Below are 23,984 nucleotides of genomic sequence, written 5' to 3' on the forward strand. Positions count from 1 at the left end.
GATTGGTCATAAAGCAGACTACGAAAAGAAACCGTAATGCCAATAAAACCGCTCGAATCAGGGCGTTCGGAATTCCGATCCAACCGAGACACGGGCGAATGAAGAGCGACAGCAAAAAATTCGCCGCGACAAAAATTCATTGCACTCAACTGCGGCCAAAGTCCTGGAAAGGCGCTTTGGGGCTCGCTAAGGCAAAAGTCACCGGCAAATTCCGCCGCTAGTCTAAATTCGAGGGAACCGGATAGCCACTAACAACAGTGCGATCGCTCGAATTTTGTTCAGGTCCCGCCCCACGCCCCCCCCGACTGATTAAACCGGCAGAGTCCAATCGATCGTCCAGTGGCGGTCACTGGTCAGCTGGACAGCATCGCCGGGAACCTCGAATGAGGCCAGGATTTCCCGAATTTCATGCGCCGTCAGCGCGGCGTGCAACGATTGTCGCAACAGCTGCTTGGCGTAGTCGGATTCCGCCCGAGCGTGGGAGTCAACCAACTGTTCAATCGCCTCCGAATTTTTTGGGCGAAACAGATCCCTCAGGAACAATCGACCACCGGGACGCAAGATTCGGATCGCCGCCGCGATCATTTGCTGCGGCTCGGCCAAGTGATGCAGCACGGTGTTGCTGATCACGGTGTCGGCAATTCCAGCCCCATACCCGTCCAAGGTCTTGCAGTCGGCATGTTCCAAGTGAATGCGCCCGGTGACCCCGCCGAGCTCGATTTCGATCCGCGCCGCCTCCAACATTTCGATCGATGAATCGATTCCCGTTACGTGCGCATCAGAATCCTGCTGGCACAGCAACACCGGTATCGCCGCCGTGCCACACCCCAAATCAATCACCCGGGGACCAACGGGTCCGCCACCGATTAGATCGCTGACAAAGGCTTGGTTGACCTGGTCGTGCCCCATCGCCAAGTATTCGTCCACCTCTAACTGGCTGTCCATCGATTCAGGTTCCAGTGTCCGCCGCAGCGAGGACACCTCACCGGATGATTGCTCGGTGAACGGATTTGGCGAAGGGTCTGATGAAGATGGACTCACAAGCGTTCTCATGGTTTGCAACGGGGACGGACTGGGTTCAGCCGTAGTGGATCTCGTTAAAGATCCTCAGCGGAAGGATCTTTAACAAGATCCACTCTCCGAAAACCAAGTGGAACGACCAACGGTTGCGGGGATGTTTTCAAGCGGTGATTGATCAGTAAGCTTTGTGAACGCTCGCTGACGATCTCGTTTAGAAATCTCGCTTGCAACCTGTACCGTTTCGCATGCCCTGCCCCCCCCTTCGCATCCACCGATATGAATTATCCATTTGAACCCTTCACCGATATTCCAACACTGCAGCAAACGGTGACGGATTCGTTTTGCGAATTGGTACAGCGCGTTGTTGCCGAAAACGATGTGTTTCGTGTCTCGCTGTCCGGAGGGTCGACGCCGCGATGCGTCTACGAAATGCTGTCGCAGCGCGATCTGCCCTGGGACAAAATCCACTGGTTCTGGGGCGACGAACGCAACGTGCCGCAGGATCACGACGAAAGTAATTTCCGCATGGTCAACACAGCGCTCCTGAGCAAGGTTCCCGTCCCAGCGGAAAACATTCACGGTGTTCCCGTCGACGTCGAATCCCCTGAACAAACAGCGCTGCGCTACGAAACCACACTGCGCGAACACTTCACCGGCGAACGTCCGGTTTGGGACTTGGTGCTGCTGGGCATGGGCGACGACGCGCACACCGCCTCGCTGTTCCCAGAAACAAAAGCACTCGATGAACAACAACGCTGGTTCGTTGAAAACTGGGTGCCAAAATTTGACGCCTATCGTTACACGATGACCTATCCTGCCATCGCGTCGGGCAGCAACATTTGGTTCATCATCACCGGCCAAGCCAAACAACAAGCACTCAAACAAGTCCTGTTCGGCAATTCCGATCCGGCCCAGTACCCCTCGCAGCGGATCCAACCGACGCGCTGGTTTGTGGACGCGGCGGCCTGCGAAGCTTGATCAGCTGATCCAGTCCGGCGGGGCGTCATCAAGAACGCACGCGCTGCCAACTCGGCGCGTTCCAACGGAGCAAACCGCGCAACAAAAAATCGCGACAGGAAAACCTGTCGCGATTCTTGTGGGTTTTGGAACGAGAACCGTTTGGCTTATGCCTTTTCGGTTTCGCCTTCGCCTTCGTTCGCATCGGTATCAGCGGCAGCAACCGGTTCGGCTTGAGCGTCATCATTGCCTGAATCGGCAAACGATGGCTTTTCGGCCTTGCGGGTGACACGATCGTTCTTGCCGACCAATTCGAGAATTGCACGGGTTCCGGCGTCGCCCAAACGGGGAACGGCCAAGCGAACGACGCGGGTGTATCCGCCTGGTCGATCGACGTAGCGCTGTGCAATCGTGTCGAACAAGATCGCGGTGGCTTGCTTGTCACCGATCAACTGAACGATTCGTCGCTGTGCGGCAACCACGGGAGCGCGAGCGGCGGACCACTTTTGCCAGTCATCGCTGGTGCGCCATTTCTTGTATTCGTCGCTACCACGATCGGCGGTGCAGGCGAACTTCTCCGCTTCTTCAGCGAAGGGAATGGATTTTTTGGCGATGGTGATGCACTTTTCGACCAATGGTCGGACTTCTTTGGCCTTGTGCAGCGTGGTGGTAATCCGGCCGGCAACTTTCGGAGCGTTGTCGTCGAATTCGGCGTCTCGTTCGGTCAGGAACAAAGCGCTGACAAGGTTTTTCAGCAGGGCCTTTCGGTGGCTGGGACTGCGTCCCAACGTGCGGCCACGTCGTCTGTGTCGCATAACGTATTGGTAGGGTTAAATGGTTTCTATGCGTGGATTGTGCCGGGCAAAAGCCCAGGGTCGACAGTGCAAACGCGACTGCGACCTAGAACATCGGCTGGGCCGGCACTCGCATGCCGAGGTGCAATCCGTATTGAGCTAATTTTTCACGGACTTCGTTCAGTGTGGTGTCACCGAAGTTCCGCACTTCCAACAATTGGTCTTCGTTGCGCTGAACCAGATCGCGAACCGTTTGAATGTTCTCGCTTTCCAGACAGTTATTGGCGCGAACCGACAATCGCATGTCGGCCAACGTCATATTCAACTTGGCTTCGAGCTGAGCTTCGGGCGATCCGGCACCACCACGTGCGGCCGAGAAAATACTCGGTCCCAACTCGCGATACTGCACGAACGGATTCAGGTGTTTACGCAGAATCTTGGCAGCTTCGACGAGTGCCAGTTCTGGGTTCACGCTGCCGTCGGTCCAGATTTCCAAGTTCAGTTTGTCGTAGTTTGTCTTTTGACCCACACGGGTCTCTTCGACTTCGTAGCGAACTCGCGTGATCGGGCTGTAGACCGCGTCGACAGGAATGATGCCGATTTCGTGGTCGACACTGCTGTGCTCGGTCGACGGCACATAGCCGCGTCCGTTTTCGACAACCATTTCCATCATGAATGGTGTGTCTTCGGTCAGCGTGGCCAACACCAAGTCTTTGTTGATGATTTCGACATCCGAATCGGTTTGGATGTCACCGGCACGCAATTCACCTGCCTTGTCAGCTTCGATGGTGATCACCCGAGTCGCTTCGCTGTGATTGCGAACGACCAACGTTTTCACGTTCAGGACGATTTCAGTCACATCTTCCAGCACGCCGGGGATGTTCGTGAACTCGTGCTGAGCGCCACGGATCTTGATTTGCGTGACGGCGCTGCCCATCAAACTGCTCAACAAGACCCGGCGCAGACTGTTGCCAACGCTCGTGCCAAAGCCACGTTCGAAGGGTTCGGCCGAAAACTTGCCGTAGGTTTGCGAGAGTGAATCGCGGTCAACTTCCAGGGTGCTGGGAAGTTCCATTCCACGCCAACGGATATGCATCGTGGTGAGCCTGTCGATTGTAAGTACGCTTGCGAGTGAAAGTGTGAATGAAAGGGTCGAAGGACACAGCGGCGCGGCATGACAGCAACGCCCGATTACGACAGCGGGTTAAACGCGTCGCTTTTTACGCGGCCGGCATCCGTTGTGCGGGATTGGGGTCACGTCTTCGATCAGCTTGACTTTCAAGCCGGCAGCCTGCAGCGCGGTGATCGCACTTTCACGACCCGAACCGGGTCCTTTGACTCGGACTTCACAGTCACGCATCCCGAACTTGGCAGCTTTTTCGGCAGCCTGCTGAGCGGCACATTGGCCGGCAAACGGCGTGCTTTTTCGGCTTCCTTTGAAACCACTGGTGCCAGCACTCGCCCAACACAACGTGTCACCTTTGACATCGGTGATCGTCACGGTCGTGTTATTGAACGTGGCGTGAATATGGGCAATCCCATTGGTCACGTTACGCCGTACGCGTTTCTTCTTATTGCTCTTTGCCACTGCAAAGTCCTAACGATTCAAGACGGTTAATGTTCGACTGCCTGGGTGACCCGATCCGGGCGACCCACAGTCACCATCTGATCCGATCAGGCAAAAAAATGTGTATTCTGTCGTCGACCGCCAGTGGCGGCAAACAACCCGATGGAGTGCTGTGGCGGAGGCGCCAAAATCTGGCAGCCGCCACAGCGGTCCGACAAACGCCGCCAATCGGCTAGCGCAGATCCTTGACGCCCTTCTTTCCGGCGACGGTCTTCTTGGGGCCCTTGCGGGTCCGCGAGTTGGTCTTTGTACGCTGACCACGAACCGGCAACCCGACTCGGTGACGCATACCACGGTAGGACCGAATTTCGCGCAACCGGCTGATGTTTTGCGTTGTCAAACGACGCAAAGGACCTTCGACCGTATAATCACGCTCGAGCAACGCGGCAATCTGACCCAACTCGTCTTCACCTAGTTCGCTTGCGGCTCGAACCGGGTCAATGCCCAGCTTCTCGCACGCTTCACGTGCGGTATAGAGGCCGACACCGTATAGGTATGTCAACGAGTACTGGATCTGTTTGTCGTTCGGGATGTCGACGCCCAACAAACGGGGCATGGCGATGCTCCTGATAAATCATCGTGCTGAAAATGCAAAAGCGCAACACCACGGGGACAGGGAGACCCCAAGCCACTTCCGGAAGCGTCGATCACGACGTCATTCCTGAAAGGCGAGAAAAGTGTTGGCCAAGAATCCCGGACTATAGCGAATGGCCCCCTTTTTGCTCAATGGCCACTTCCTCGCCTTTTTCAGTATTTTTACTGAGAGCCCCGGCGGACCAGCCGAACGAACTCGGTCGGCACGTCATCCTGCGGCCCGGCAGGCACCGAAAACCGCTCAATCACGCTGAAATCAGACAAATCGAGCTCCAGATGCGTGTCGCCCTCGATGTCGGCCAACACCCGTGTCAGCAGAATCTGGTCGCAACTGGGCAGCAATTGTTTGTAAATTTCTGCACCGCCGACCACATACGCCGCACCCTGACGCGCCATTTGAACCGCCTGTTCAGGGGAAGAAGCGACATCAACCCCGTCAAAATTCCAGTTGGCATTGCGAGTGATCACAATCGTCCGGCGCCCGGGCAACGGCCGACCAATTGATTCGAACGTCTTGCGGCCCATCAACAACACGCCGCCCATCGTCATCTTCTTGAAACGCTGCAAATCTTGGCGCAACCGCCAGGGCATGTCACCATCACGGCCAATCACTCCATCAGGCGTCATCGCCACCACTGCCGTCAGCCCCACCGAATCGGTTGTCGTCATCTCGCGCTATCGCCCCCTCTCTAGCAGGTCATGCCGTGTTCAAGTGTTGTCGTTCGTGGCGTTCTAGCGCGCGAGATTGGTTTTCCTCACCCGACCGCGTCGCGCCAGCGGAGATGAATGCCTAAACCGCCACCGGTGCCTTGATGTGCGGATGCGGGTGATAGTCGACCACCGAAAAATCATCGAACTGAAAACCGTCGATCGATTCGGGCGTGGACTGAATGGCCAGCTGTGGCAGCGGTTTCGGCTCTCGTGCCAACTGCTCGCGGGCCTGTTCGAAATGGTTTTGATACAGGTGCACATCGCCCAGGGTGTGTACGAACGCGCCCGGCTGAAGCCCGGTCACTTTGGCCATCATCATCGTCAACAGCGCGTAGCTGGCGATGTTGAAGGGCACGCCCAAAAACACGTCGGCGCTGCGTTGATACAACTGACAGGACAATCGCCCGTCGGACACATAAAACTGAAACAGCGTGTGACAGGGCGGCAACGCCATCGAACCGACTTCGCTGACATTCCATGCCGAAACGATCAAGCGGCGCGACAACGGATTGACGCGAATTTCATTCTCCACCCAAGCGATCTGGTCGATCGTTTGCCCATCGGGAGCCGGCCAGGAACGCCATTGGTGACCGTAAACCGGCCCCAAATCACCGTTTTCATCGGCCCATTCGTCCCAGATGCGAACCCCATTTTCGTTCAACCAAGCGATGTTGGTGTCACCACGCAGAAACCACAGCAGTTCATAAATGATCGAACGCAGATGCAGTTTCTTCGTCGTCAGCAGCGGAAATCCCTCGGACAGATCAAATCGCATCTGTCGACCGAACAGACTGCGGGTGCCGATCCCGGTGCGATCACCACGGTCCGATCCGGACTCCAAAATCTCTTCCAGCAAACGCAGGTATTGCAACATTTGAAGTCCAATTTGCACGCACATCGGCGTGTCGGTCGAAGGGGTGGGGAAGGATAGCAACGGCGAACGGCCAGCCGATCACATCCGCCAAACATACAAGAAGGCACGCATCGAGAAAACAAGATGCGTGCCGTCATGAAATTTCAGCTCGAAACCGCGACTTAGACCGACGCGTCGATCGCTTCCTGCAACGCGGCTTTGGTCGTGTTACCGCCACGGAAACTATGCTCGACTTCGCCGTTTTTGAACAGCAAAAGCGTCGGAATTCCGGTGATGCCGAACTTCTGAGCCACACCGGGAGCATCGTCGATGTTCAATTTGCCGATCTTGGCATTGCCATTTTCTTCGGCCAGTTGATCGATCATCGGGGCAATCGCCCGGCAAGGACCACACCAGGGCGCCCAAAAATCGACCAGCACGGCGCCGTCGGCCTGAAGAACTTCAGTGTCAAAGTTGTCGTCGGTGAATTCAACCACGGCATCTGCAGCCATGTTACTGATCCTTGAGAAGGGAACTAAGTCGGAAATGGGTTTGTCCGCGAACGTTGTCAGACGCAGGAAAACTGGATTGTAGGACCCGGTTCTCGGTCGGCAAGTTCGCAGTCACTGTATCGGTCGCCTTTGGCAGACTCAATCACGGAGTAACGCAGCACGCAAAACGTGCGCCAAATCGTCCAGAAGCATCGCAGTTGCTCCCCAAAGCTCCTTCGGTCGACCATCACAATCGACGAATTCGAGGGAACGATGCCGGAAACCGTATTGAAATACCTCGCCATCGGCCTGGCTCTTACCGGTCCGCATTTTTTTTCTGCTGGCCAATCGCTCACCAGGCGCGGCTAACTGCAGCAGACTCTCCAAGGGCATTTCGATGACTTCATCGACCTCGACCGGATCAGGCTGCCAATCCCCGCACGGCGTGTCAGCCGTGACCACCCAGGTGTCGACCAAATTATCACTCGCAAACACGTAAATCGGCGGTAAACATCCCAGCTGTTCGACCACCGCGACGTCCACGCCGAGTTCCTCGCGGTACTCGCGCAGCGCCGCTTGCAACGCGGTTTCACCGGCCTCGATCTTACCACCGGGCAAACAAACTTGACCGCCGTGATGCGACAAACTGCTCGGACGACGGGTCAGTGTCAAACACAATTGCCCGCTACGGCGATGCGGATAGATGACAACGATCACCGCCGCACGCCGGGCATCCAACCGTGCCGGACCGCGATGCCGGCCATAGGCCAGTCGTGGACTGAGCCGCACCGGACGCTGCTGTCCCGACCGCTGTCCCCGTCGAACCTGACGCTTGGACAGCACCGGTTTCACGGCACGCCCCAGTTGCTGTAGCGAAAGCCCTGGCTCGGAACGCCCAGATCCGGCATCCCCGAGGGATAGACCGACCGAACGCTCGAGGGAAGCTGAGTTAGCGGCGAGTGTTTTTGCAGCCAAGAAATGTTCCAATTCAGATTAAATCAATGTTTCCAGCAACCGACGTAACTTCCGCAGCTCAACGCGGTGGTCCAAGTTTTCCATCGGCCCCATGTGAACCGTCAAAGCGCGATCGTATTTCTCCCGCTCCAACTGAGTCATCAATTTGCCATAGTCCACCTCGCCCTGACCGACGCTGACCTGGAACGCCTCCGGCCGCGTGTCACGCAAATGCACGTTGCAGACAAATTTTAAGATGTTGTCCAGGCTTTTTCCTTTGGCCGATCCGGTGATGTAAACACTCGGGTCCAACGTGATCCCCAATCCGTCCACGTTGTTGCACAACACCATCAGCGTGTCGGGGTCCTCACTCAAACACCCCAACTGGCTCTTGACGGAAACCCGAACGCCCTCGGCTTCGCCGATTTCGACCAATTTCTGCAGGTGCTCGACCTCTTCGTTGAATGGCGTGCCCTGCTCGGCCGACGGCACGGTGATCGTCACGACTTTGGTCGTTTTGGCCAACCAACTGAGCTTGGCGAACTGTTCATAATGCTCGGCTCCAGTGGATGCCAATTGCACGCTATAGCCGGAAATGTCCAATCGGTGTGTGTGCCGCAACATTTGGATCGCACGATCCATGTCCTCGAGCACTTCAGACGGTTTGACATTTCCCGATTCGTGGAGCGCGATTTCAACCGCAGTGAACTCCAAATCAGACAGCAGTTCGATCGCGCTGAGCAGTTCGAGATCGGGGTAACATTCGGTAGATGCAGCGATGAACACGGGGGTATCCTTTCAAATCAACGTCTGTGAGTATGGTCGCAGCTAAACTGCGGAGTGGGAAAATGATTGATGCATCAACCCATTTTCGTCAAGCTATTTTGGGCAAGCGTAACGACTTTGGGGATCTGGGCAAAAGACCGATTTTTCCCAACCGCTGTGCAGGCAAAGCCAACCCTAGACCAGGAGCCGACACCGCCGGCGAGTTCATTCGTCGCCCTGCGTCGCTCAACGGTTCTGAAGATGCGTTTTCATCACAACCCGCGCGGTTTCGGTTGCTAGGAACGGTCCAGCCAAGCCAGGATCTCAGCGGCCACCTCGGCCGGCGTGCGGCCATCGGTCGCAACCACATAATCTGCGGCGTCGCGATACAGCGATTCGCGACTGGCCAACACCGATGCAATTTCCTCGGTCGGCGACAGGCCGGTTAACGAGGGACGGCGCGTCCCGCTGGTAGCATCGGCGGTGATTCGGCTGGCAATATTTGCCGGCGTCGCCGTCAGCCAGATGCAGACGCCCGAGTCGCGAATGAATTGGCGATTTTGCGTTCTCAGAATCGCACCGCCGCCCAGCGAAACGACCCGTGGCGGCGTCGGCATTGCGTCCAATTCGTTCAAACATCGCGACTCCCAATCGCGAAACAGTTCCTCGCCGCCCTCGGCGAATAACTCTGCGATCGACTTTCCAGCGGCCTGCTCGATCACCTGGTCCAGATCGACGCAATCGAAATCCTCTGGGCCCATCGACAACCGGTTAGAAATCAATTGGCCGACGGTCGTTTTTCCTGTGCCTCGGTAACCGGTCAAGTAAATTCGTTTTGTCATTCTCGATTCGCCTGTCTAATAAACCGCCGCCAGTTCCACTCACAACTGACTTCAACGCTCGCCTGCCCGATCCGTGCCTGCCACCGCTAACACTGCTATCGATCGCACTACGCCACCTCAACGACGCGTTTGGCTTTTTCGCTTCGCCTGCGTTGCCCTGGGCTTGCTGCCGTTCGGCATCGCTGAACTGTACCTGCGCGCGACCACACAAGTCGACTCGGGGGACTTGGCCATCGACCCGATCTTTGACACCCATCAACAAACGCCCCTGTTCGTTCGTGACCCCAGCGGCGACCGCCATCGGATTCCCCAATCACGAATGAATTTCTTTCGTCCGGCGTCGTTTGTTGCCAATAAGCCGCCGCGACTGCGACGAATCTTTGTACTCGGCGGATCCACGGTCCAAGGCCGACCCTACGAAACCGAGACTGCGTTCCCCCAGTGGTTGCAACTGCGACTACAGACCGCCGACCCGACTCACAACTATGAAGTCATCAATTGCGGCGGTGTGTCCTACGCCAGCTACCGTGTTGCGATGATCCTGGACGAAGTGCTGGGTTACGCACCGGATGCCATTGTGCTGTACACCGGACACAACGAATTTTTAGAGGAACGGAGTTACGCGACGCTGCCCGATCACAGTGGCACGCTGCCTGGGGCGGCCCAGCGGGTGTTGAAACGATCGGCGCTCGTGCAAACCATTGGCCGCTGGATCCGGCCGGCAACCACTGGCCAATCCCGCGGCACACCGGCGACCGACCGCCAAGTCCTGTCGGCGGAGGTGGAAACTCGGCTGGATTTGATCAACGGGATGGAACGTTATGTTCGTGACGACGCCTGGCGCCGCGCCGTTGCCGAACACTTTGCGACTAGCCTAGATCGAATGATCCGCGCCTGTCAGCAGCAGCAGATCCCGCTAATCGTTTGCTCACCGGCAAGCGATGTCGTGGCAACACCACCGATGAAGATCTTAAGCATCGAAATGGACAAGACGACTCGCTCGGTGTTTGACGAAAACTGGCAGCTTGCCTGTGACGCCGACCGTGACGATGAGCAACGCATCGAAGCCTGTGAAAACTGTTTACGGATCGATCCACAGCATTGTGGCGCCCAGTTCATCGCTGGCAAATTGCATTGGAATCACAACCGCAGCGACCGAGCGCGCCCCTACCTGGTCGCCGCACGGGACAACGATGTCTGCCCGCTGCGCGCGACCACACCGATCCTGCAAAAAATCGAATCCGTCACAGCGGAACACGGGTTGGTCGCGATACCGATCGTGCCGCTGTTGGACCGCACCGATGCGCAAGGCCGGCCACTGCCCGACGGAATCCCCGATCCACAACAGTTCGTCGATCACGTCCATCCCACCATCAGCGGCCACCAAGACATTGCCGCCCGGTTGGCGCGGGAACTGATCGGAGTGTTTCGAATCGAGGCAACCGAGTCGGCTGAAACGGACTATCAGCATGAAGCGCGCGAGCACCTCAAGACACTCGACGAAACCTACTACGCCCGCGGCAAACAACGACTGAAGGGATTGCAGCAATGGGCAGCTGGCCGCGCCGGCCGATTGTCACTTTGAATCCAGTGTTTTGTGCGACCCATCGCAACCGGGCATCTTCTTTGACAAACCACATACACAATCGTTCAATCCTTTGCCGTCCAGGATTCTGTCTCGGTATTTTTCAATCCGTGACACCCGAGTCTTGGACTGTTTCGCCGCCGCGAAGTGCATCACATAGGCTCGTTGTCGCCCCGGAGTCAACGCGGCAAAAGCGGTTTTCAAGTCTGAATCTTGGTCCATTTTTAGTTGAAGTTCCGCTGGATAATCCAACTCACGATCGGCGCTGAAATCCAGTTTCAATCCGGCCGTTTCCACTTGCTTGGCTTCATCGAGATAGGATTTCAAAATCGGTTCCATCTCAATGATCTCCTGAACACTGGAGAACCGAATCAATCGCGCCGCACGCGTGTTCGGCCCTGGTTTGTCGAGAACCTGATTGGGATCTTTCAACAGGGCGCCTTTGAAAAAGGACAGCGTGCAACAATCCTTGAATTCCCCCAGGATGACAACGTTGCTGCCCTGGAAGGTGTAACAGGGGTGACGCCACTTGAAATCTTCGACCAACTGACGACCAAGCACGATCCGTCGCAGTTCTCTTAGTTCTGGCTGCCACCGCTTGGCATTTCCCAGGTACTCATCGACTTTGGCATTCATTCGATCTCACCCTCCCATCATTCACGATTGGCATCAAGCAACCGCTGCGCCCGCTCGCGTGCTTCCGCCGCCCAGTTTTGACCGTCATAAAGGTTGACAATACCTTGCAACATCTTTCGCCGCTGATCATCGGGTAGTTGTTGGGCACGATCAATCCGCAGCATCAATTCCTGTAGCTTGGGATCCTGAACCGACGCATCGGATTGGCCCGAAAGTGCAGCCAAGCGATCGACCTCGAATTGAGCCAACTCGGCCAATTCCGAGCGTTCATCGGACTCGTCGGCGTCTTGCAGCGTTGAGTCATGAAACACGTCCAACCAATGCTGAAGCCGTTGTTGCGCCGCATCCGGATCGGTCGATTGTAGCGCCATCGCATCAAGGAAGGATTGTTCGAACAAGGGGCCCTCGGAGGTCCGCAACTTGGACTTCAGTTTCAATCGCCGCACCGCAGCTTGAACGCGCTGGGTCATCTGGCGTTCTCGTAGCGAGTCGGCCTGAGGATGTTCGGGATACAACTTCAAAAACCGTTCGACCGCATTGTCGGCTTCAAAGGACTGGCCGCTGGCATCTTGCAGTTCGATCTCGGCCAGCAGGTCCGCCGCCGTCGGACCACGCAGCGAAACGATCAAGAACCCGACGCCGACCAGCAGAGCGATCGCGAGCGCGGCGATCGACAACGTTTGCAATAGCGGCCGCTCCTGACGATCCAACGCCGTTGCAAAGTAACCGTCTCGGAGTTCACCATCGCTGACTGTTTGAAAGTGAGTTTGACCGCTCTCACTGATCGACGGCTCGGTGCCGGAATCCGTTTCCATGGGCAGCGCGCTGGGCACACCATCAGCCAGCGCCGTGACCCCGGTTCCCAGCACGGTTCCACGGTCACCGCTGCGTCCCTCGGTATGCACCGTAGCGGCTGCTGGATCAACCTGACCCTTCGCCGTTGGAGTGCCGTTGGATGCGTTTACGTTTTCGACGGTGTCGTTGCGCCGCGTCAATTCAGATCCCAGCCTTGTCTTGTCACTCGGATCGACGCCACCGTCCGGTTGCCCCACCGCACCGCCCGTCCCAGCCGCAGGGGCGGCAGCGGCCGTGTCACTCCCCAGCAGACCACTGCCGGTCAGCTTGTCGGCTTGGGAATCCAACGGATCCAGTGCACCGCCGGACGATCCACCGCCGGACGAACCACTGCCGGAGGGCTCGGGTTCGGGCTGGGCATCGCGATCGACCATCGTTTGCATCCGCTGCAATCCCGTCCGCATGGCTTTCAATCGATTCATCACCGCCAGCGCCGTGGGGGGGCGATTCTCGGGCAGTTTCTCCAACAACTCGGCCACGATTTGCACCACATCGTCAGGCAGGTGTGGATCGATCATGTCCAGCGGAATGAATTCTTTGTGCTTCACGGCCGCGATGACTTCGGTGACATTTTTGCCGCGAAATGGAGGCCGCCCACACAACATCGCGTACATCACACAGCCCAGCGAAAATAAATCCGTGCGTGGTGTGATCCCCGACTCAGACGCCTGTTCGGGCGACATAAAATCGGCCGTGCCCATGATCGATCCGACCGCCGTTTGGTCGTGGCCAAAGATCTTGCTGATCCCAAAATCGACCAGTTTGACGGTCCCGTCGTCTTGGATGATCAAATTCGCCGGCTTCAGATCACGGTGAATCACGCCAAAATCATGCGCATGTTTGAGCGCCGCACAAACCTGAATCGAGATATCCAGAACGGCTTCCCAAGACAGTTTCTTTTCCCGTCGAATGATCTCCTGCAGCGTGTCGCCGGCGACATATTCCATCGAATAAAACAGCATCCCCTGTTCTTCGCCATAGCCGATCAAACGCACAATGTTGGGATGCTTTAACATCTTCAGCGTTTCGATTTCGGCATGAAAACGGCGCCGAAATCGCATCTCGTCGGACATCTGCGTGGCGATCAGTTTGACCGCAACCTGTTGCCCCGTTTTCTCATGTGTCGCTTTGAAAACCGTCCCCATTCCGCCGCGGCCGATGGTTTGGCCGATTCGATAGGGGCCCAAAAATTCAGGTGGCTTCATAGCAAACGAAAGTCAATAGAGAAGTCGAAACAGGGGGCAAACGCCATCGCCGATGACAACCTCCTACTTTAACAACTCCACCGGCAACACTTCGCAACCTGTCAGCAACAGATTGTTTTTTTGCGGTGGATTTTGTAGATCCTGCCGATGGGGTGCCAGCTGCGTTGTCGCGGCCGTGAAAATCATGGATGATCGGTGCCGCAGCGGGGGAAACCCGAATTCCGCCGACCACGCCGTTGCTCTACGATCTGCCGCATGACACACACGGCCCCCAACCACACGCCTGCCCGCCCCACCACGCCGGCGCCAACGATTGGTCGCGACTGGTGGATTCTGTCCGTATCCTCGGCGATGCTGTTGTGGATCAGTGGGCCGCCACTGGGCTGGTGGCCGATCGCCTTTGTGGCGGTGATTCCTTGGCTGGTCGCGACATTGCCGGCGGTGGTCACACGAAAACAGTACCTGGTGCTGTACTTGGCTGGTTGCGTCTACTGGGCTTTGACGCTGCAAGGTTTGCGACACGCCAACCCATTGATCTATCCGTGCTGGATCGCATTGGCCGCGTACCTGGCGGTCTATCCGATCCTGTTCGTGATTGTGCTGCGCCGCACGATCCGCTGGGGAATCCCGCTGATGACCGCAACCCCCCTGGCATGGGTGGGAATGGAATGTGTGCGCAACTACATGCTGACCGGGATCAGCGCTGCGATGTTGGGTCACACGATGGCCGATGTTCCGCTGATGATTCAGATCGCTGATCTGGGCGGTTCCTACGCCGTTTCACTAGTCATTGTCGCTGTCAACGTTGCCGGATTCACACTGGCCCACTGGTGTTTTGGTCGCCGCCAAAAAGTGTCAATCAAGTCCTTGATCATCGACGGATCGGTTGCCGCTGGCCTGCTGGTCGGCACGTTGCTGTATGGCCAGTATCGATTGAACCAACCGACGGAGGAATCATCGACCACGTTTGCACTGGTCGGCCGCAATGAACCTGTCGAATACAACCAAGATCAGGCGCGTGAGCTAGAACTGTTTGACGCTTACACACGCCAATCAATCGCCGCGGTCGAATCAAGCGCTGTGACGGTCGATGCTGTGGTGTGGCCCGAATCGATGTTCACCGGAACGCTGCCATGGGTGATCGGACAGGCCGACGCGGAGATCGCCCAGGAAAACGATCTGACCGTGGAAGAAGTGCAATCGTTTATCGATGAACGTCGCCGCGCGTTCCAATTTCGCGCCGGATCACTGCAATCGCTGCTGGCCAAATCCAACGGGACCGAAAACGTCAAACCAGAATTGATTGTCGGCTGCGGCGTCATCCGATATGGCAAGCAGCCTGCATTCTACAACGGCATCGTCCACCTGGATCGTGATGCGACGGTCCAACAATGGTATGGCAAAATGCATTTGGTGATGTTTGGCGAATACATTCCACTGGTCAAAAGCATACCGATCATACGTGATTGGATCCCAGCCGGCCTGGGGCTGACCGCCGGCGACGGCACCCGTGAGTTCCAAGTCGGTCCAACCAAATTGTGCCCAAACGTCTGTATCGAAACGGCGGTCGAACGGGTTGCGATCAATCACATGCGGCAGTTGAGGGCTCAGTCCAGCGGCGCTCCGTCGGGCGGCGAAGGGGGAATGCCCAATGCGATCGTCACCGTCACCAATGATGCTTGGTTCGATGACTCAAGTGTCGTCCAGCATCACAAACGCTGTGCCCAATTTGTTGCCATAGCCTGTCGCCGGCCGGTCCTGTCGGCAGCCAACAATGGTCCCACCGTCTGGATCGACAGCAACGGCAGGGTGGTGAAGGAACTGCAACAGGGCGGCGCGGGCAGCGTGATCGCCCGGCCCCGTATTGACCGTCGCATCAGTTTGGTGATGACGTTGGCCGATTGGCCGGCCCGAATTTGCGCCCTGTTGTTCTTGGGCGTCTTGATCTATCGACCGCGACGTGCTGTCGGCACGGCTCCAGACAGCTCGGCCACAGACACCAGCAATGGTCCGTAGCAGCGTCCAGGGGGCGTTTCGGTGTCGATTTGATCGCCAAATGGTCAACTGGATTAGGGAACAATTAAATGATTAACCGAGTCCCCCCCACCGGTCTCGCTCGCTAGGGTATCGTATTGACGGCTGACCGTTTGCCACTGGGCGCGCCGCATCGGGCTACAACTGCCAACGGCGCCGATGGCAACTCTGCCGACCAATACACCTGTGCCACCCATCAAGTTTGTTTCCGCTATGTACGTTCGCTGCCCGAAATGCGATACGTCAATCGAGGCTTCGGAATCCGAAAACCTCTCGGAGTTGCTGTGTACTGGTTGCGGGGAAAAAATCAATCTATTCGTCGAAGAGGAATCGACGACTGACCCGCCGGATTCGTTCCCGGAAATTGGTCAGTTTCGCTTGATCGCCCAAGTCGGTAAGGGCGGCTTTGGGGTGGTCTGGAAAGCCGAAGACACGCAGCTCGATCGGTTCGTCGCGATCAAAACGCCTCGGCCCGGCAGCATCGCACCGGACAAATCCAATCAATTCATCCGCGAGGCCCAAGCGGCCGCGCAGCTGCATCACCCGAACATCGTCAGCGTCCACGAAGTCGGACGCACCGCCGATGGCATTTATATCGTCAGCGACTTTATCGACGGAACGACGCTATATAAGTGGATGCATGAAAATGAACCGGAAATACGCCAGGCTGCCAAGCTATGCATCACAATCGCCGATGCACTGCAACACGCCCATGCCGCCGGAATCATCCACCGCGACATCAAACCGGGCAACATTCTGATCGATACGGATCAGATTCCTTATGTGACCGATTTTGGATTGGCCCAGCGACAATTTGGCGACACCGCGATGACGGTAGACCAACGAATTGTGGGCACACCATCTTACATGTCGCCCGAACAAGCACTCGGTGAACGGGTCGATTGCCGTACCGACATCTATTCGCTCGGCGTGTTGCTGTTTGAACTACTGACCGGCACCCGCCCGTTTCGTGGCAGCCGAAACCGGGTGCTTCAAAAGGTGATCGAAGAGGATCCGATCTATCCACGCCGCTTGAACGGGAGCGTGCCACGTGATTTGGAAACCATCTGTCTGAAGTGTCTGCAGAAACATCCCTCGTCACGCTATCAGTCGGCCGACGAACTGCGAGACGATTTGCAGCGTTTCCTCGATCATCAACCGATCCATGCGCGTCCCACCAACAGCCTGGAAAGAATTGGCAAATGGTGCGTCCGAAAACCGCTGGTCGCGTCGTTGTATGCACTCGTTTTCTTGGCCACGGTGGCGGGCATTTCCGGGGTGACATGGCAATGGCAACGGGCCTTGGCCAGCCAACGTCGGCACGCCAAAACGCAGATCCGATTGATCCGCGAGGCAGAACCAGCGGCGGTACTTCCGGCCATCGACGGGCTTGACGAATTTCGTCAATGGACCGATCCAGAATTGAAAATGCTGGCGAAGTCTGACGACTTGCCCCCGTCAGATCGATTTCGAGTTCGGCTGGCACTGGTCGGTGAAAATCCGGACTACGCCGCGCCCATCACGCATCAACTGCTGTTTGATCCCTCGTTGGATTTCCCGGAACTTTCCCTGGGTATCAAACTGCTGTCCAGATCCGGTGCGCTGCCAACACCCGCGCTCAGCGAATCGGCGCGCAATCCAACCCTAGATGATTCTCAACGATTTCGGTCAATATTTATGTTGGCGCTGATCGAAGGCTTAATGCCGCAATCGTCGCAGACCGACTGGCAGGAGCTCGCCCCGTTCACTGCCGAAAATCTGGTTTACCAGACTTCCAGATTTCCCGACCACTACCAAATCTTGGTCGCGGCATTCCGCTCGGTTCAGGCAAATCTTTCACCAGCACTGCGTGATTATTTATTCAAAGATCAACCCGGCGACAATGAACGTTACACGGCGACGTCGATTTTGGGGGAATACCTGATCGATGACCCCCAACAACTGTGCGACGTCCTGATGCGACTGAGCGGTGACCCGTTCAAGGTATTGCTGCAAAGCGTCAATCAACACACCGACCACGCGATTGCTCATTTCGAAAGCGTGCTGGCGACAACCGCCCCGGTCCCGGGAATTGACGACAATTCAACTGAGTGGCTGTCGCGTAAAGCTACCGCGGCGGTGGCGCGTTTGTATCTGGGCCAGGATCCGCGCGGCGTGTGGGCATTGTTCAGCCATTCACCTGATCCGACGCTGCGAACCTTCCTGGTGCATCGCTGCGCCGAACTACAACTGCCGCCCGAGATCATCATCGATCAACTCGACAAAGAATCCGACGCTTCGGCACGCCGCGCGTTGATCCTGGCGTTGGGCCAGTATCGTGGAGTGAGCGACGAATTGAAAAACGTCGTTCGCCCCGAATTAGCACAATGGTATCGCAGTGATGCGGACGCGGGCATTCATTCTGCGGTCGCTTGGCTGTTGCACAGGTGGGACGAAAATGAACTGGTCGATCGGATGGATAACGAGCCCGCCTTCCACGAAATCGTTCCCACTCGGCAATGGTTCGTCAATTCTGTCGGTAACACCATGATCATCGTCGACCATCCGCCGGTTTTTAGGATGGGGGCACCAGCCAACGAACCGATGCGCACCAAATCCGATCGGCAACATCTGCGAAAAATCGATCGAAAAATTGCCGTGGCAACCACCGAAGTGACTTGGGAACAATTCCAACAGTTCAGCGACGCCGTCGATCAAATCGAATACGAACACCCCATCGACTACGGCCCCGACCCGAAAGGTCCCGCATTGAGTGTGGATTGGGTTCAATCCGCGATGTATTGTCGTTGGCTAAGCGAACAAGAGGGCATTGCCGAGGACCAGATGTGTTTCCCACCATTGGACGAAATCAACGTCAACATGCAATTGCCCGATGACCTATTGCAACGTACCGGATATCGGTTGCCGACCGAAGGCGAATGGGAGTGCGTCTGCCGAGCCGGAACGACGACCATTCGCTTTTTTGGTTGCTGCGAGAAAAGCATCAATGAGTACGGCTGGCACATTGCTAATTCAAACGACTTTGCCTATCGAGTCGGGTTACTGAAACCGAATGACTACGGCCTATTCGATGTCTATGGAAACGCCTGGGAATGGTGCATCGATCGCCACGGATCGCTACCAACACGCGGCCCCGGCCAGCATTACGTTGACGCACCAAAATTGGTGGGTACCAAAGGACATGTACTGCGCGGCGGCAGCATGAACACTCGCGCCGCCGCATTGCGATCCGCCCAGCGTGATTTCCTCGATACGGAACACAATCGAAATCACAATGTCGGCTTTCGAATCGTCCGGACACTCAGCGATTAGCCTGCCCAGATTGATCTGTTTTCCATTTTCCGTTTTCACTTCAAATGGCTTTCACTAACAGAGAAAAAACCATGATTAAAAAACGCAAAAGCACAAACATCTTCACTCCCAAAGATATGACGAAAGTCACCAGTTCAACCATTTCGAGTGACGCTGTGCAATGGACCGAAGACGAAAACTGGTCGGACCTACACACCGGTCGAGCCTTGATGCAGGTGACCGGCATCAGTTTTTCCAAGGACAACAAAAACCGTTGGACGCTGTCCTACAAAGTCAGGAACTTCACACGTCGTCATCGGTGGGTCCATAAACTGGACGCCATCGATGCTGACGGCGAAGTCCTGTGCACGATCGTCATGCCCCCCGTGCTGTGTTGTCCGGCCGATCGAATCCACAACGTGAGTATCCGCAAGCGATTCCGGGCGCTTGCCGTGCATGAGTCACAAATCGATCAATTCATTCGGCGAGGGGCCGGTGAATACCGCGCCTAACTCATAGCCGATGCCAGGATTGAGACTCCGTCACAGCTTGTTTTTGCATGTCCCCAAAACCGGCGGGAATTGGGTCAGTCATGTTTTGCTGCGTGAATTCCCCGATGCTCGGCGGACGCCAAAGATTCACACCACTCGCAAATCGGCTGCTGACCCCCAGGCGTTTACGTTTGCCTTTGTACGCCATCCGCTCTCGTGGTACCAATCCTATTTCAGTTACAAACAACGCAAGGGATGGGATCCCAAAAACGACTGGGACCAACGGGTGAAAAGCGACTGTTTTGGTGACTTTCTGGAAACAGCCCTCGATTTGACGCCGGGCTATTACAGCAAAATGCTGCGGCGCTATGTCGGACAGGTCGGCGACGAAATTGATTTCATAGGTCGATTTGAAACGCTGGTGGATGACTTGATCACTGCCCTGCAAATGGCGGGCGAGCCATTCAATCCGGCAACCCTTCGCGAGACACCGCCGATCAATCAGTCCCAATACGGCCAACATCCCGCCATCTATCCTGTCGATTTGATCGAGCCCGTGATCGCATCCGAATGGGAAACCGTGCAGCGTTTCTATCCGGTCACGACCGCTCACACCGACTGACCCCACCGCCTCCGTTCACGGTTGCCCTGTTTCCTGCTGAAATGGCCTGTCACTCCCAATCCGCCGAATACTCTTTCGCACTCGTCGGTCCACATCACCGCGACGACTTGCTACAGATCACTGCTGTGATCAAATCCTGTGGCAGCGACTCTCCGCGATTGTTCCTCGGCCAGGACTGTATCGTGCCGCCCGCATGTATCGATTTACCACTTACATTGGTCGATCCTTCCCTACGATGTGCAGCGGTGGAACAATTGATCGTTGCCGAATGCCTTCTGCGTCAGCCGGCTGCAACGCTGTACTTTTTCGTGCTGCCGCAACCAGACGTCACCAAGACTGTGGGCGACTGGATTCACAGCGTCAAAGACCTGGTCGCAAACAGTGTTGATCCCAGTTGCTTGGACGTCTATGTCGACTGTGAACAAGCCCCCAATCTGATCGGTCTGCCGCTGCGCTGGGGCCAAGCCTATCTGTCCGATCTGGATGCACTGAATCGACAGTCACAGACCGCCAGCAACGACACTGCATTCGGAGAACGGTTGCTCGATTCGGTCCGCCGTGCAGGTGCCGATGTCCGCACCGTCACGCCAACCTGTCGAACCCTTCAGCAACCGATGGTGGTCGATGCGACGGCAGCCGATCGATTGAAAATTCATGCGGTAGACGTTTCGATTGTCGTGCCGACCTGGAACTGTGCGGATTATCTGGCGGATTGTATTGATTCTCTGTTGGGGCAATCGGTCGCCGCCGAGGTGATTGTGGTTGACGACGCATCGAGTGACCAAACCTCGGGCGTGTTGGCGAGTTTCAAGAATCAAATCACAGTGATTCGGCACGCCAATCGTCGCGGCGCCAACGCCGCTCGGAACACCGCGATCGCAGCTGCAGCGGGCAACTACATTGCCTTTGCCGACGCGGACAATGTCTACGATGCAAGTTGGCTGGAAAAACTGTTGGCAGCACTTTTGGCAGACCGCTCGGCGGCGCTGGCCTATTGCGGTTACACCAAACTGTCGGCCGACGGAACCCGCACGACCAACCCGGCTGCTGTCTGGGACATCGATTTGCTGTGGTATGGCAATTACATTGACATGTCCAGCGTCGTCCGCCGCTCAGCAATTCCGCCGGGCGGATTGCCCGAGGGGTTTCGCCCCTTTGACGACTGGCGACTTTGGCTGATGTTGGCGCGGTCGGGTTGGACGGGCGCGTGGGTGCCGGAAAAACTGTTCATCAAACATGTCCGATCGGCAGGCAAAACAGGACGTTCGATGTCGAACCCGCAAGGCCGCTCACGCGACGTCGCAGCGGTCCGCCGCGAATTCGCCGGATTGGTCGGCTTAGACGCTCCGATTGCAGTCGTGATTCCCGGATGCGGCAGTGAAGACCTGACCGCTCAGTGCATCGCCCACCTCGGTGACTACTCAGGCGTCCCATTGGACATTGTCTACGTCGACAACGGTTCGCCGCTGACAACCATCGATGCGGTCGCGCAAGCTGCGGATGCGGCCAATCTGATGTTACGAGTCGTCCGCAATCAAACCAACCGTGGTTTCACAGTTGCGATCAACCAAGGCATCAACGCCTGTGCCCATCAAGATGTCTTGCTGCTGAACAACGATTGCTTTGTCGGCCCCAACTGTGTCGAAAACCTTGCCCGCGAGCTGCAGTTCAATCAGCCCGCGGCTGCCGTGGGTCCGATCACCGGCGACGACGGCAAACAGTCGTTGAAACAGCCACTGATCCGTGAAATGACCGGCCAACCTGCCTCCGTATTGGAGCAGTTGGACGATCCGGTCCACACCGCCTTGTGCTTGAATCAACGCTTGCGCTCGCTGGATCAGCCGGTGCTGTCATTCTATTGCGCCTTGCTGCGACGCAGCGCCATTGATCGCTATGGTGGACTGGACGAACAGTTTGCTTCGGGACTCGCTGCCGACGACGAATGGTGCTTTCGTGTCCGCCGTTTCGGACGCCAAGTCCGCGTGGTGTTGAATGCCTATGCAACGCACCTGCACCGCAGCAGTTTCAAACGATTAAAAATCGAGCGTGACCAACTACAGCAAGAAGCCCAACAGCGACTGCATCAGATCTTGGCCGATGCCGAAGACTAGCACACTCCGGCCGAACCTCGCTGGTGGCTATAGCACGTCAGTTGAGATCATTAAGCGATTCGTGGCTTGGAAAGTACGTTGTTTACCAAGGCCGCGTGGTGGTCTCTCACAAAGGCACGAAGGCACAGAGAAAGACAAGAGATCAATTAACAACAATGGATCGTTGCGAAAGTGGACGAAACTCATGGCGAAAGTGGACCAGATCGACCAGCAACTTTTCAACGCCCTCGTCGCACAACTCACCACGCCCTGACCTCCGTGCCTTGGTGGCCTGAGGTCTATGCGTCACCGGCGAAGGTGTCGGCGTGTCGTGACCCCGCGCTGGATGCTCCCGGCCACATCGTGCTGGTCTCGCCGATATGCTGGGTCAAACTGGGCGTGGGATACCAGATCGGGATTGAATTCCGATCGGCCCAACTGCCGATCACATCGTCAATGTATTTCAATCCGCGGTTGGTCCAGCGATGCCGAATGACTTGTGGGTCACAGACAAACTGCTTTGCCAACTGCATCGGAAACACAAACGCCAAAGCGCCCCATCCCCAAACCTGATCCGCCACGCTCCAGCCAAATTCCGAACGCGTGTACGCTGCCGAACAATACAGCGACACCAACCCCTTGCGATCGGCCGGCCAGAGGATTGATTCCAAGTAGGCACGCAGATTTTCACGATCATAAAACTGGACGTCGTCCTGAATCATCAAGATCGCGTCGGCCTGTGGTGCCTTGAGGATCAACTCTAGCAGAGTCAGGTAGTAGTTTGGCCAAGCTCCCAAAGCGGGTGATCGCAATGCGAATTCCCCGGGCGAAGTATTTGGCGGAAGCGTTGATGATCCATCCATTGCCAGGTAGACCTGGTCCCAGCCCGCACGGTGCAAATGATCCAGAGAGATCGACAACGTTGGCTTGCGTCGCGGGGATGTGGTGACACCGACGGCCCACTGCACCGCAGAATCACCGGACCACGATTCCGGGCGTGGCAGAACCTCGGACAGACTCGATAGCCGGCTCGATCCATCGCGAGTCCAATCACGACAGCGACCACATTCTGAGGCCGTCGTTTGAACGTGATCCGGATGCTCGCATGCAAAGACCGGTGTTCGGATCCAACCCTCCGGCGCGGGCTGAGACCGAAAACCGATGATCTCGCCAAGGTGGCAACATTCACGGTAACTGCGTTGTTTGATTTCCCCACCGCGGCTGCGATATTCGACGGCAATCGATGCTTGCGCCCACTGTTGCAACTCGGTCGCCCGATCCAGATCACATCCGGGGACACCGCCCCGAGCCATTAACTCCGTCGCGGTCGTAAACAGAAACGATGCCACCACCGGGTTCAGACGTTCCCGGGTCGCGGAAATGCCACTGACACAGGCCTCACAGGCCTGGCGAGAAACGGCAACCGGTAGCACTTGCTGGGGAGCCGCCACGATTTGGCTGACCAATCCACACACCGCCGACTCAGAACCCTCCGCATCGACTTGCACACCGGATCGGTAGGGGCATTGTTCAACAGCCGCCATCGGTTTGATTCAGCCCCTTAAGA

21 protein-coding genes are annotated in these 23,984 nt (G+C 56.7%); 7 read left to right on the forward strand and 14 right to left on the reverse strand.

Features of this window, described 5'->3' with window-relative positions; all coding sequences use genetic code 11:
• Positions 1-309: 309 nt before the first annotated feature.
• A complete protein-coding gene (locus NHH03_RS11470) occupies positions 310-1,041 on the reverse strand; it encodes a class I SAM-dependent methyltransferase (protein ID WP_253156169.1) in 732 nt (243 codons plus the stop codon).
• A 255-nt stretch (positions 1,042-1,296) separates the two neighbouring features.
• Between NHH03_RS11470 and pgl the strand changes: the two genes are divergently transcribed.
• A complete protein-coding gene (gene pgl / locus NHH03_RS11475) occupies positions 1,297-1,998 on the forward strand; it encodes a 6-phosphogluconolactonase (RefSeq protein WP_253156171.1) in 702 nt (233 codons plus the stop codon).
• 146 nt (positions 1,999-2,144) lie between these two features.
• On the opposite strand, the gene NHH03_RS11480 is transcribed toward pgl, so the two are convergent.
• The 10 genes from NHH03_RS11480 to NHH03_RS11525 form a co-directional block, all read right to left on the reverse strand.
• Positions 2,145-2,792, reverse strand: coding sequence for a bL17 family ribosomal protein (locus NHH03_RS11480; protein WP_253156173.1), 648 nt, complete (start codon positions 2,790-2,792; stop codon positions 2,145-2,147).
• Positions 2,793-2,877: 85 nt separating this feature from the next.
• A complete protein-coding gene (locus tag NHH03_RS11485; RefSeq protein ID WP_253156174.1) occupies positions 2,878-3,867 on the reverse strand; it encodes a DNA-directed RNA polymerase subunit alpha in 990 nt (329 codons plus the stop codon).
• 108 nt (positions 3,868-3,975) lie between these two features.
• Positions 3,976-4,359 (reverse strand): 30S ribosomal protein S11, encoded by a 384-nt coding sequence (gene rpsK / locus NHH03_RS11490; RefSeq protein WP_253156175.1) that lies wholly within the window; start codon positions 4,357-4,359, stop codon positions 3,976-3,978.
• A 211-nt stretch (positions 4,360-4,570) separates the two neighbouring features.
• Complete coding sequence (rpsM, locus tag NHH03_RS11495) at positions 4,571-4,942, reverse strand: 30S ribosomal protein S13 (protein ID WP_449339207.1); 372 nt, start codon at positions 4,940-4,942, stop codon at positions 4,571-4,573.
• Between the two features lie 212 nt (positions 4,943-5,154).
• Entirely contained in the window at positions 5,155-5,661 is a 507-nt protein-coding gene (locus NHH03_RS11500) for a dihydrofolate reductase (RefSeq protein ID WP_253156177.1), read from the reverse strand.
• A gap of 121 nt (positions 5,662-5,782) precedes the next feature.
• Positions 5,783-6,577 carry a thymidylate synthase gene (locus NHH03_RS11505; protein WP_253156220.1) on the reverse strand — a complete coding sequence of 265 codons (795 nt, stop codon included), beginning with the start codon at positions 6,575-6,577 and terminating at the stop codon, positions 5,783-5,785.
• Positions 6,578-6,738: 161 nt separating this feature from the next.
• Positions 6,739-7,068, reverse strand: coding sequence for a thioredoxin (gene trxA / locus NHH03_RS11510; RefSeq protein WP_253156178.1), 330 nt, complete (start codon positions 7,066-7,068; stop codon positions 6,739-6,741).
• Between the two features lie 138 nt (positions 7,069-7,206).
• Complete coding sequence (locus tag NHH03_RS11515) at positions 7,207-8,034, reverse strand: NUDIX hydrolase (protein WP_253156179.1); 828 nt, start codon at positions 8,032-8,034, stop codon at positions 7,207-7,209.
• Between the two features lie 6 nt (positions 8,035-8,040).
• Positions 8,041-8,787: a sugar phosphate isomerase/epimerase family protein gene (locus tag NHH03_RS11520; RefSeq protein ID WP_253156180.1), complete on the reverse strand. Its 747-nt coding sequence runs from the start codon at positions 8,785-8,787 to the stop codon at positions 8,041-8,043.
• A gap of 275 nt (positions 8,788-9,062) precedes the next feature.
• The gene (locus NHH03_RS11525; RefSeq protein ID WP_253156181.1) at positions 9,063-9,608 is read right to left on the reverse strand and encodes a shikimate kinase; all 546 of its coding nucleotides are present in this window, start codon (positions 9,606-9,608) and stop codon (positions 9,063-9,065) included.
• A 73-nt stretch (positions 9,609-9,681) separates the two neighbouring features.
• Here NHH03_RS11525 and NHH03_RS11530 point away from each other — a divergent pair, with 73 nt between their 5' ends.
• On the forward strand, positions 9,682-11,193 hold the full coding sequence (locus NHH03_RS11530) for a hypothetical protein (RefSeq protein WP_253156182.1): 1,512 nt from the start codon (positions 9,682-9,684) through the stop codon (positions 11,191-11,193).
• On the opposite strand, the gene NHH03_RS11535 is transcribed toward NHH03_RS11530, so the two are convergent.
• Together NHH03_RS11535 and NHH03_RS11540 are read right to left on the reverse strand one after the other, a co-directional pair.
• Positions 11,185-11,829: a DUF1801 domain-containing protein gene (locus NHH03_RS11535; protein ID WP_253156184.1), complete on the reverse strand. Its 645-nt coding sequence runs from the start codon at positions 11,827-11,829 to the stop codon at positions 11,185-11,187. The genes NHH03_RS11530 and NHH03_RS11535 overlap by 9 nt on opposite strands.
• Before the next feature lie 17 nt (positions 11,830-11,846).
• Complete coding sequence (locus tag NHH03_RS11540) at positions 11,847-13,889, reverse strand: serine/threonine-protein kinase (protein WP_253156186.1); 2,043 nt, start codon at positions 13,887-13,889, stop codon at positions 11,847-11,849.
• A 255-nt stretch (positions 13,890-14,144) separates the two neighbouring features.
• Here NHH03_RS11540 and lnt point away from each other — a divergent pair, with 255 nt between their 5' ends.
• From lnt to NHH03_RS11565, 5 genes are all read left to right on the forward strand, one after another.
• Positions 14,145-15,905 carry an apolipoprotein N-acyltransferase gene (gene lnt / locus NHH03_RS11545; RefSeq protein ID WP_253156188.1) on the forward strand — a complete coding sequence of 587 codons (1,761 nt, stop codon included), beginning with the start codon at positions 14,145-14,147 and terminating at the stop codon, positions 15,903-15,905.
• A 177-nt stretch (positions 15,906-16,082) separates the two neighbouring features.
• Positions 16,083-19,235, forward strand: a complete 3,153-nt coding sequence (locus tag NHH03_RS11550; protein WP_253156190.1) for a bifunctional serine/threonine-protein kinase/formylglycine-generating enzyme family protein — start codon at positions 16,083-16,085, stop codon at positions 19,233-19,235.
• Between the two features lie 71 nt (positions 19,236-19,306).
• Positions 19,307-19,726 (forward strand): hypothetical protein, encoded by a 420-nt coding sequence (locus tag NHH03_RS11555; RefSeq protein WP_253156191.1) that lies wholly within the window; start codon positions 19,307-19,309, stop codon positions 19,724-19,726.
• Between the two features lie 19 nt (positions 19,727-19,745).
• Complete coding sequence (locus tag NHH03_RS11560) at positions 19,746-20,327, forward strand: sulfotransferase family 2 domain-containing protein (protein ID WP_253156192.1); 582 nt, start codon at positions 19,746-19,748, stop codon at positions 20,325-20,327.
• Positions 20,276-22,438 carry a glycosyltransferase gene (locus NHH03_RS11565; RefSeq protein ID WP_253156193.1) on the forward strand — a complete coding sequence of 721 codons (2,163 nt, stop codon included), beginning with the start codon at positions 20,276-20,278 and terminating at the stop codon, positions 22,436-22,438. The genes NHH03_RS11560 and NHH03_RS11565 overlap by 52 nt, the downstream gene beginning before the upstream one ends.
• 278 nt (positions 22,439-22,716) lie before the next feature.
• Here NHH03_RS11565 and NHH03_RS11570 read toward each other — a convergent pair whose 3' ends face one another.
• Positions 22,717-23,961 carry a hypothetical protein gene (locus NHH03_RS11570; RefSeq protein WP_253156194.1) on the reverse strand — a complete coding sequence of 415 codons (1,245 nt, stop codon included), beginning with the start codon at positions 23,959-23,961 and terminating at the stop codon, positions 22,717-22,719.
• Positions 23,962-23,984: the final 23 nt, after the last annotated feature.

The organism is Stieleria tagensis, assembly GCF_024129865.1.
GTDB classification, from domain to species: domain Bacteria; phylum Planctomycetota; class Planctomycetia; order Pirellulales; family Pirellulaceae; genus Stieleria; species Stieleria tagensis.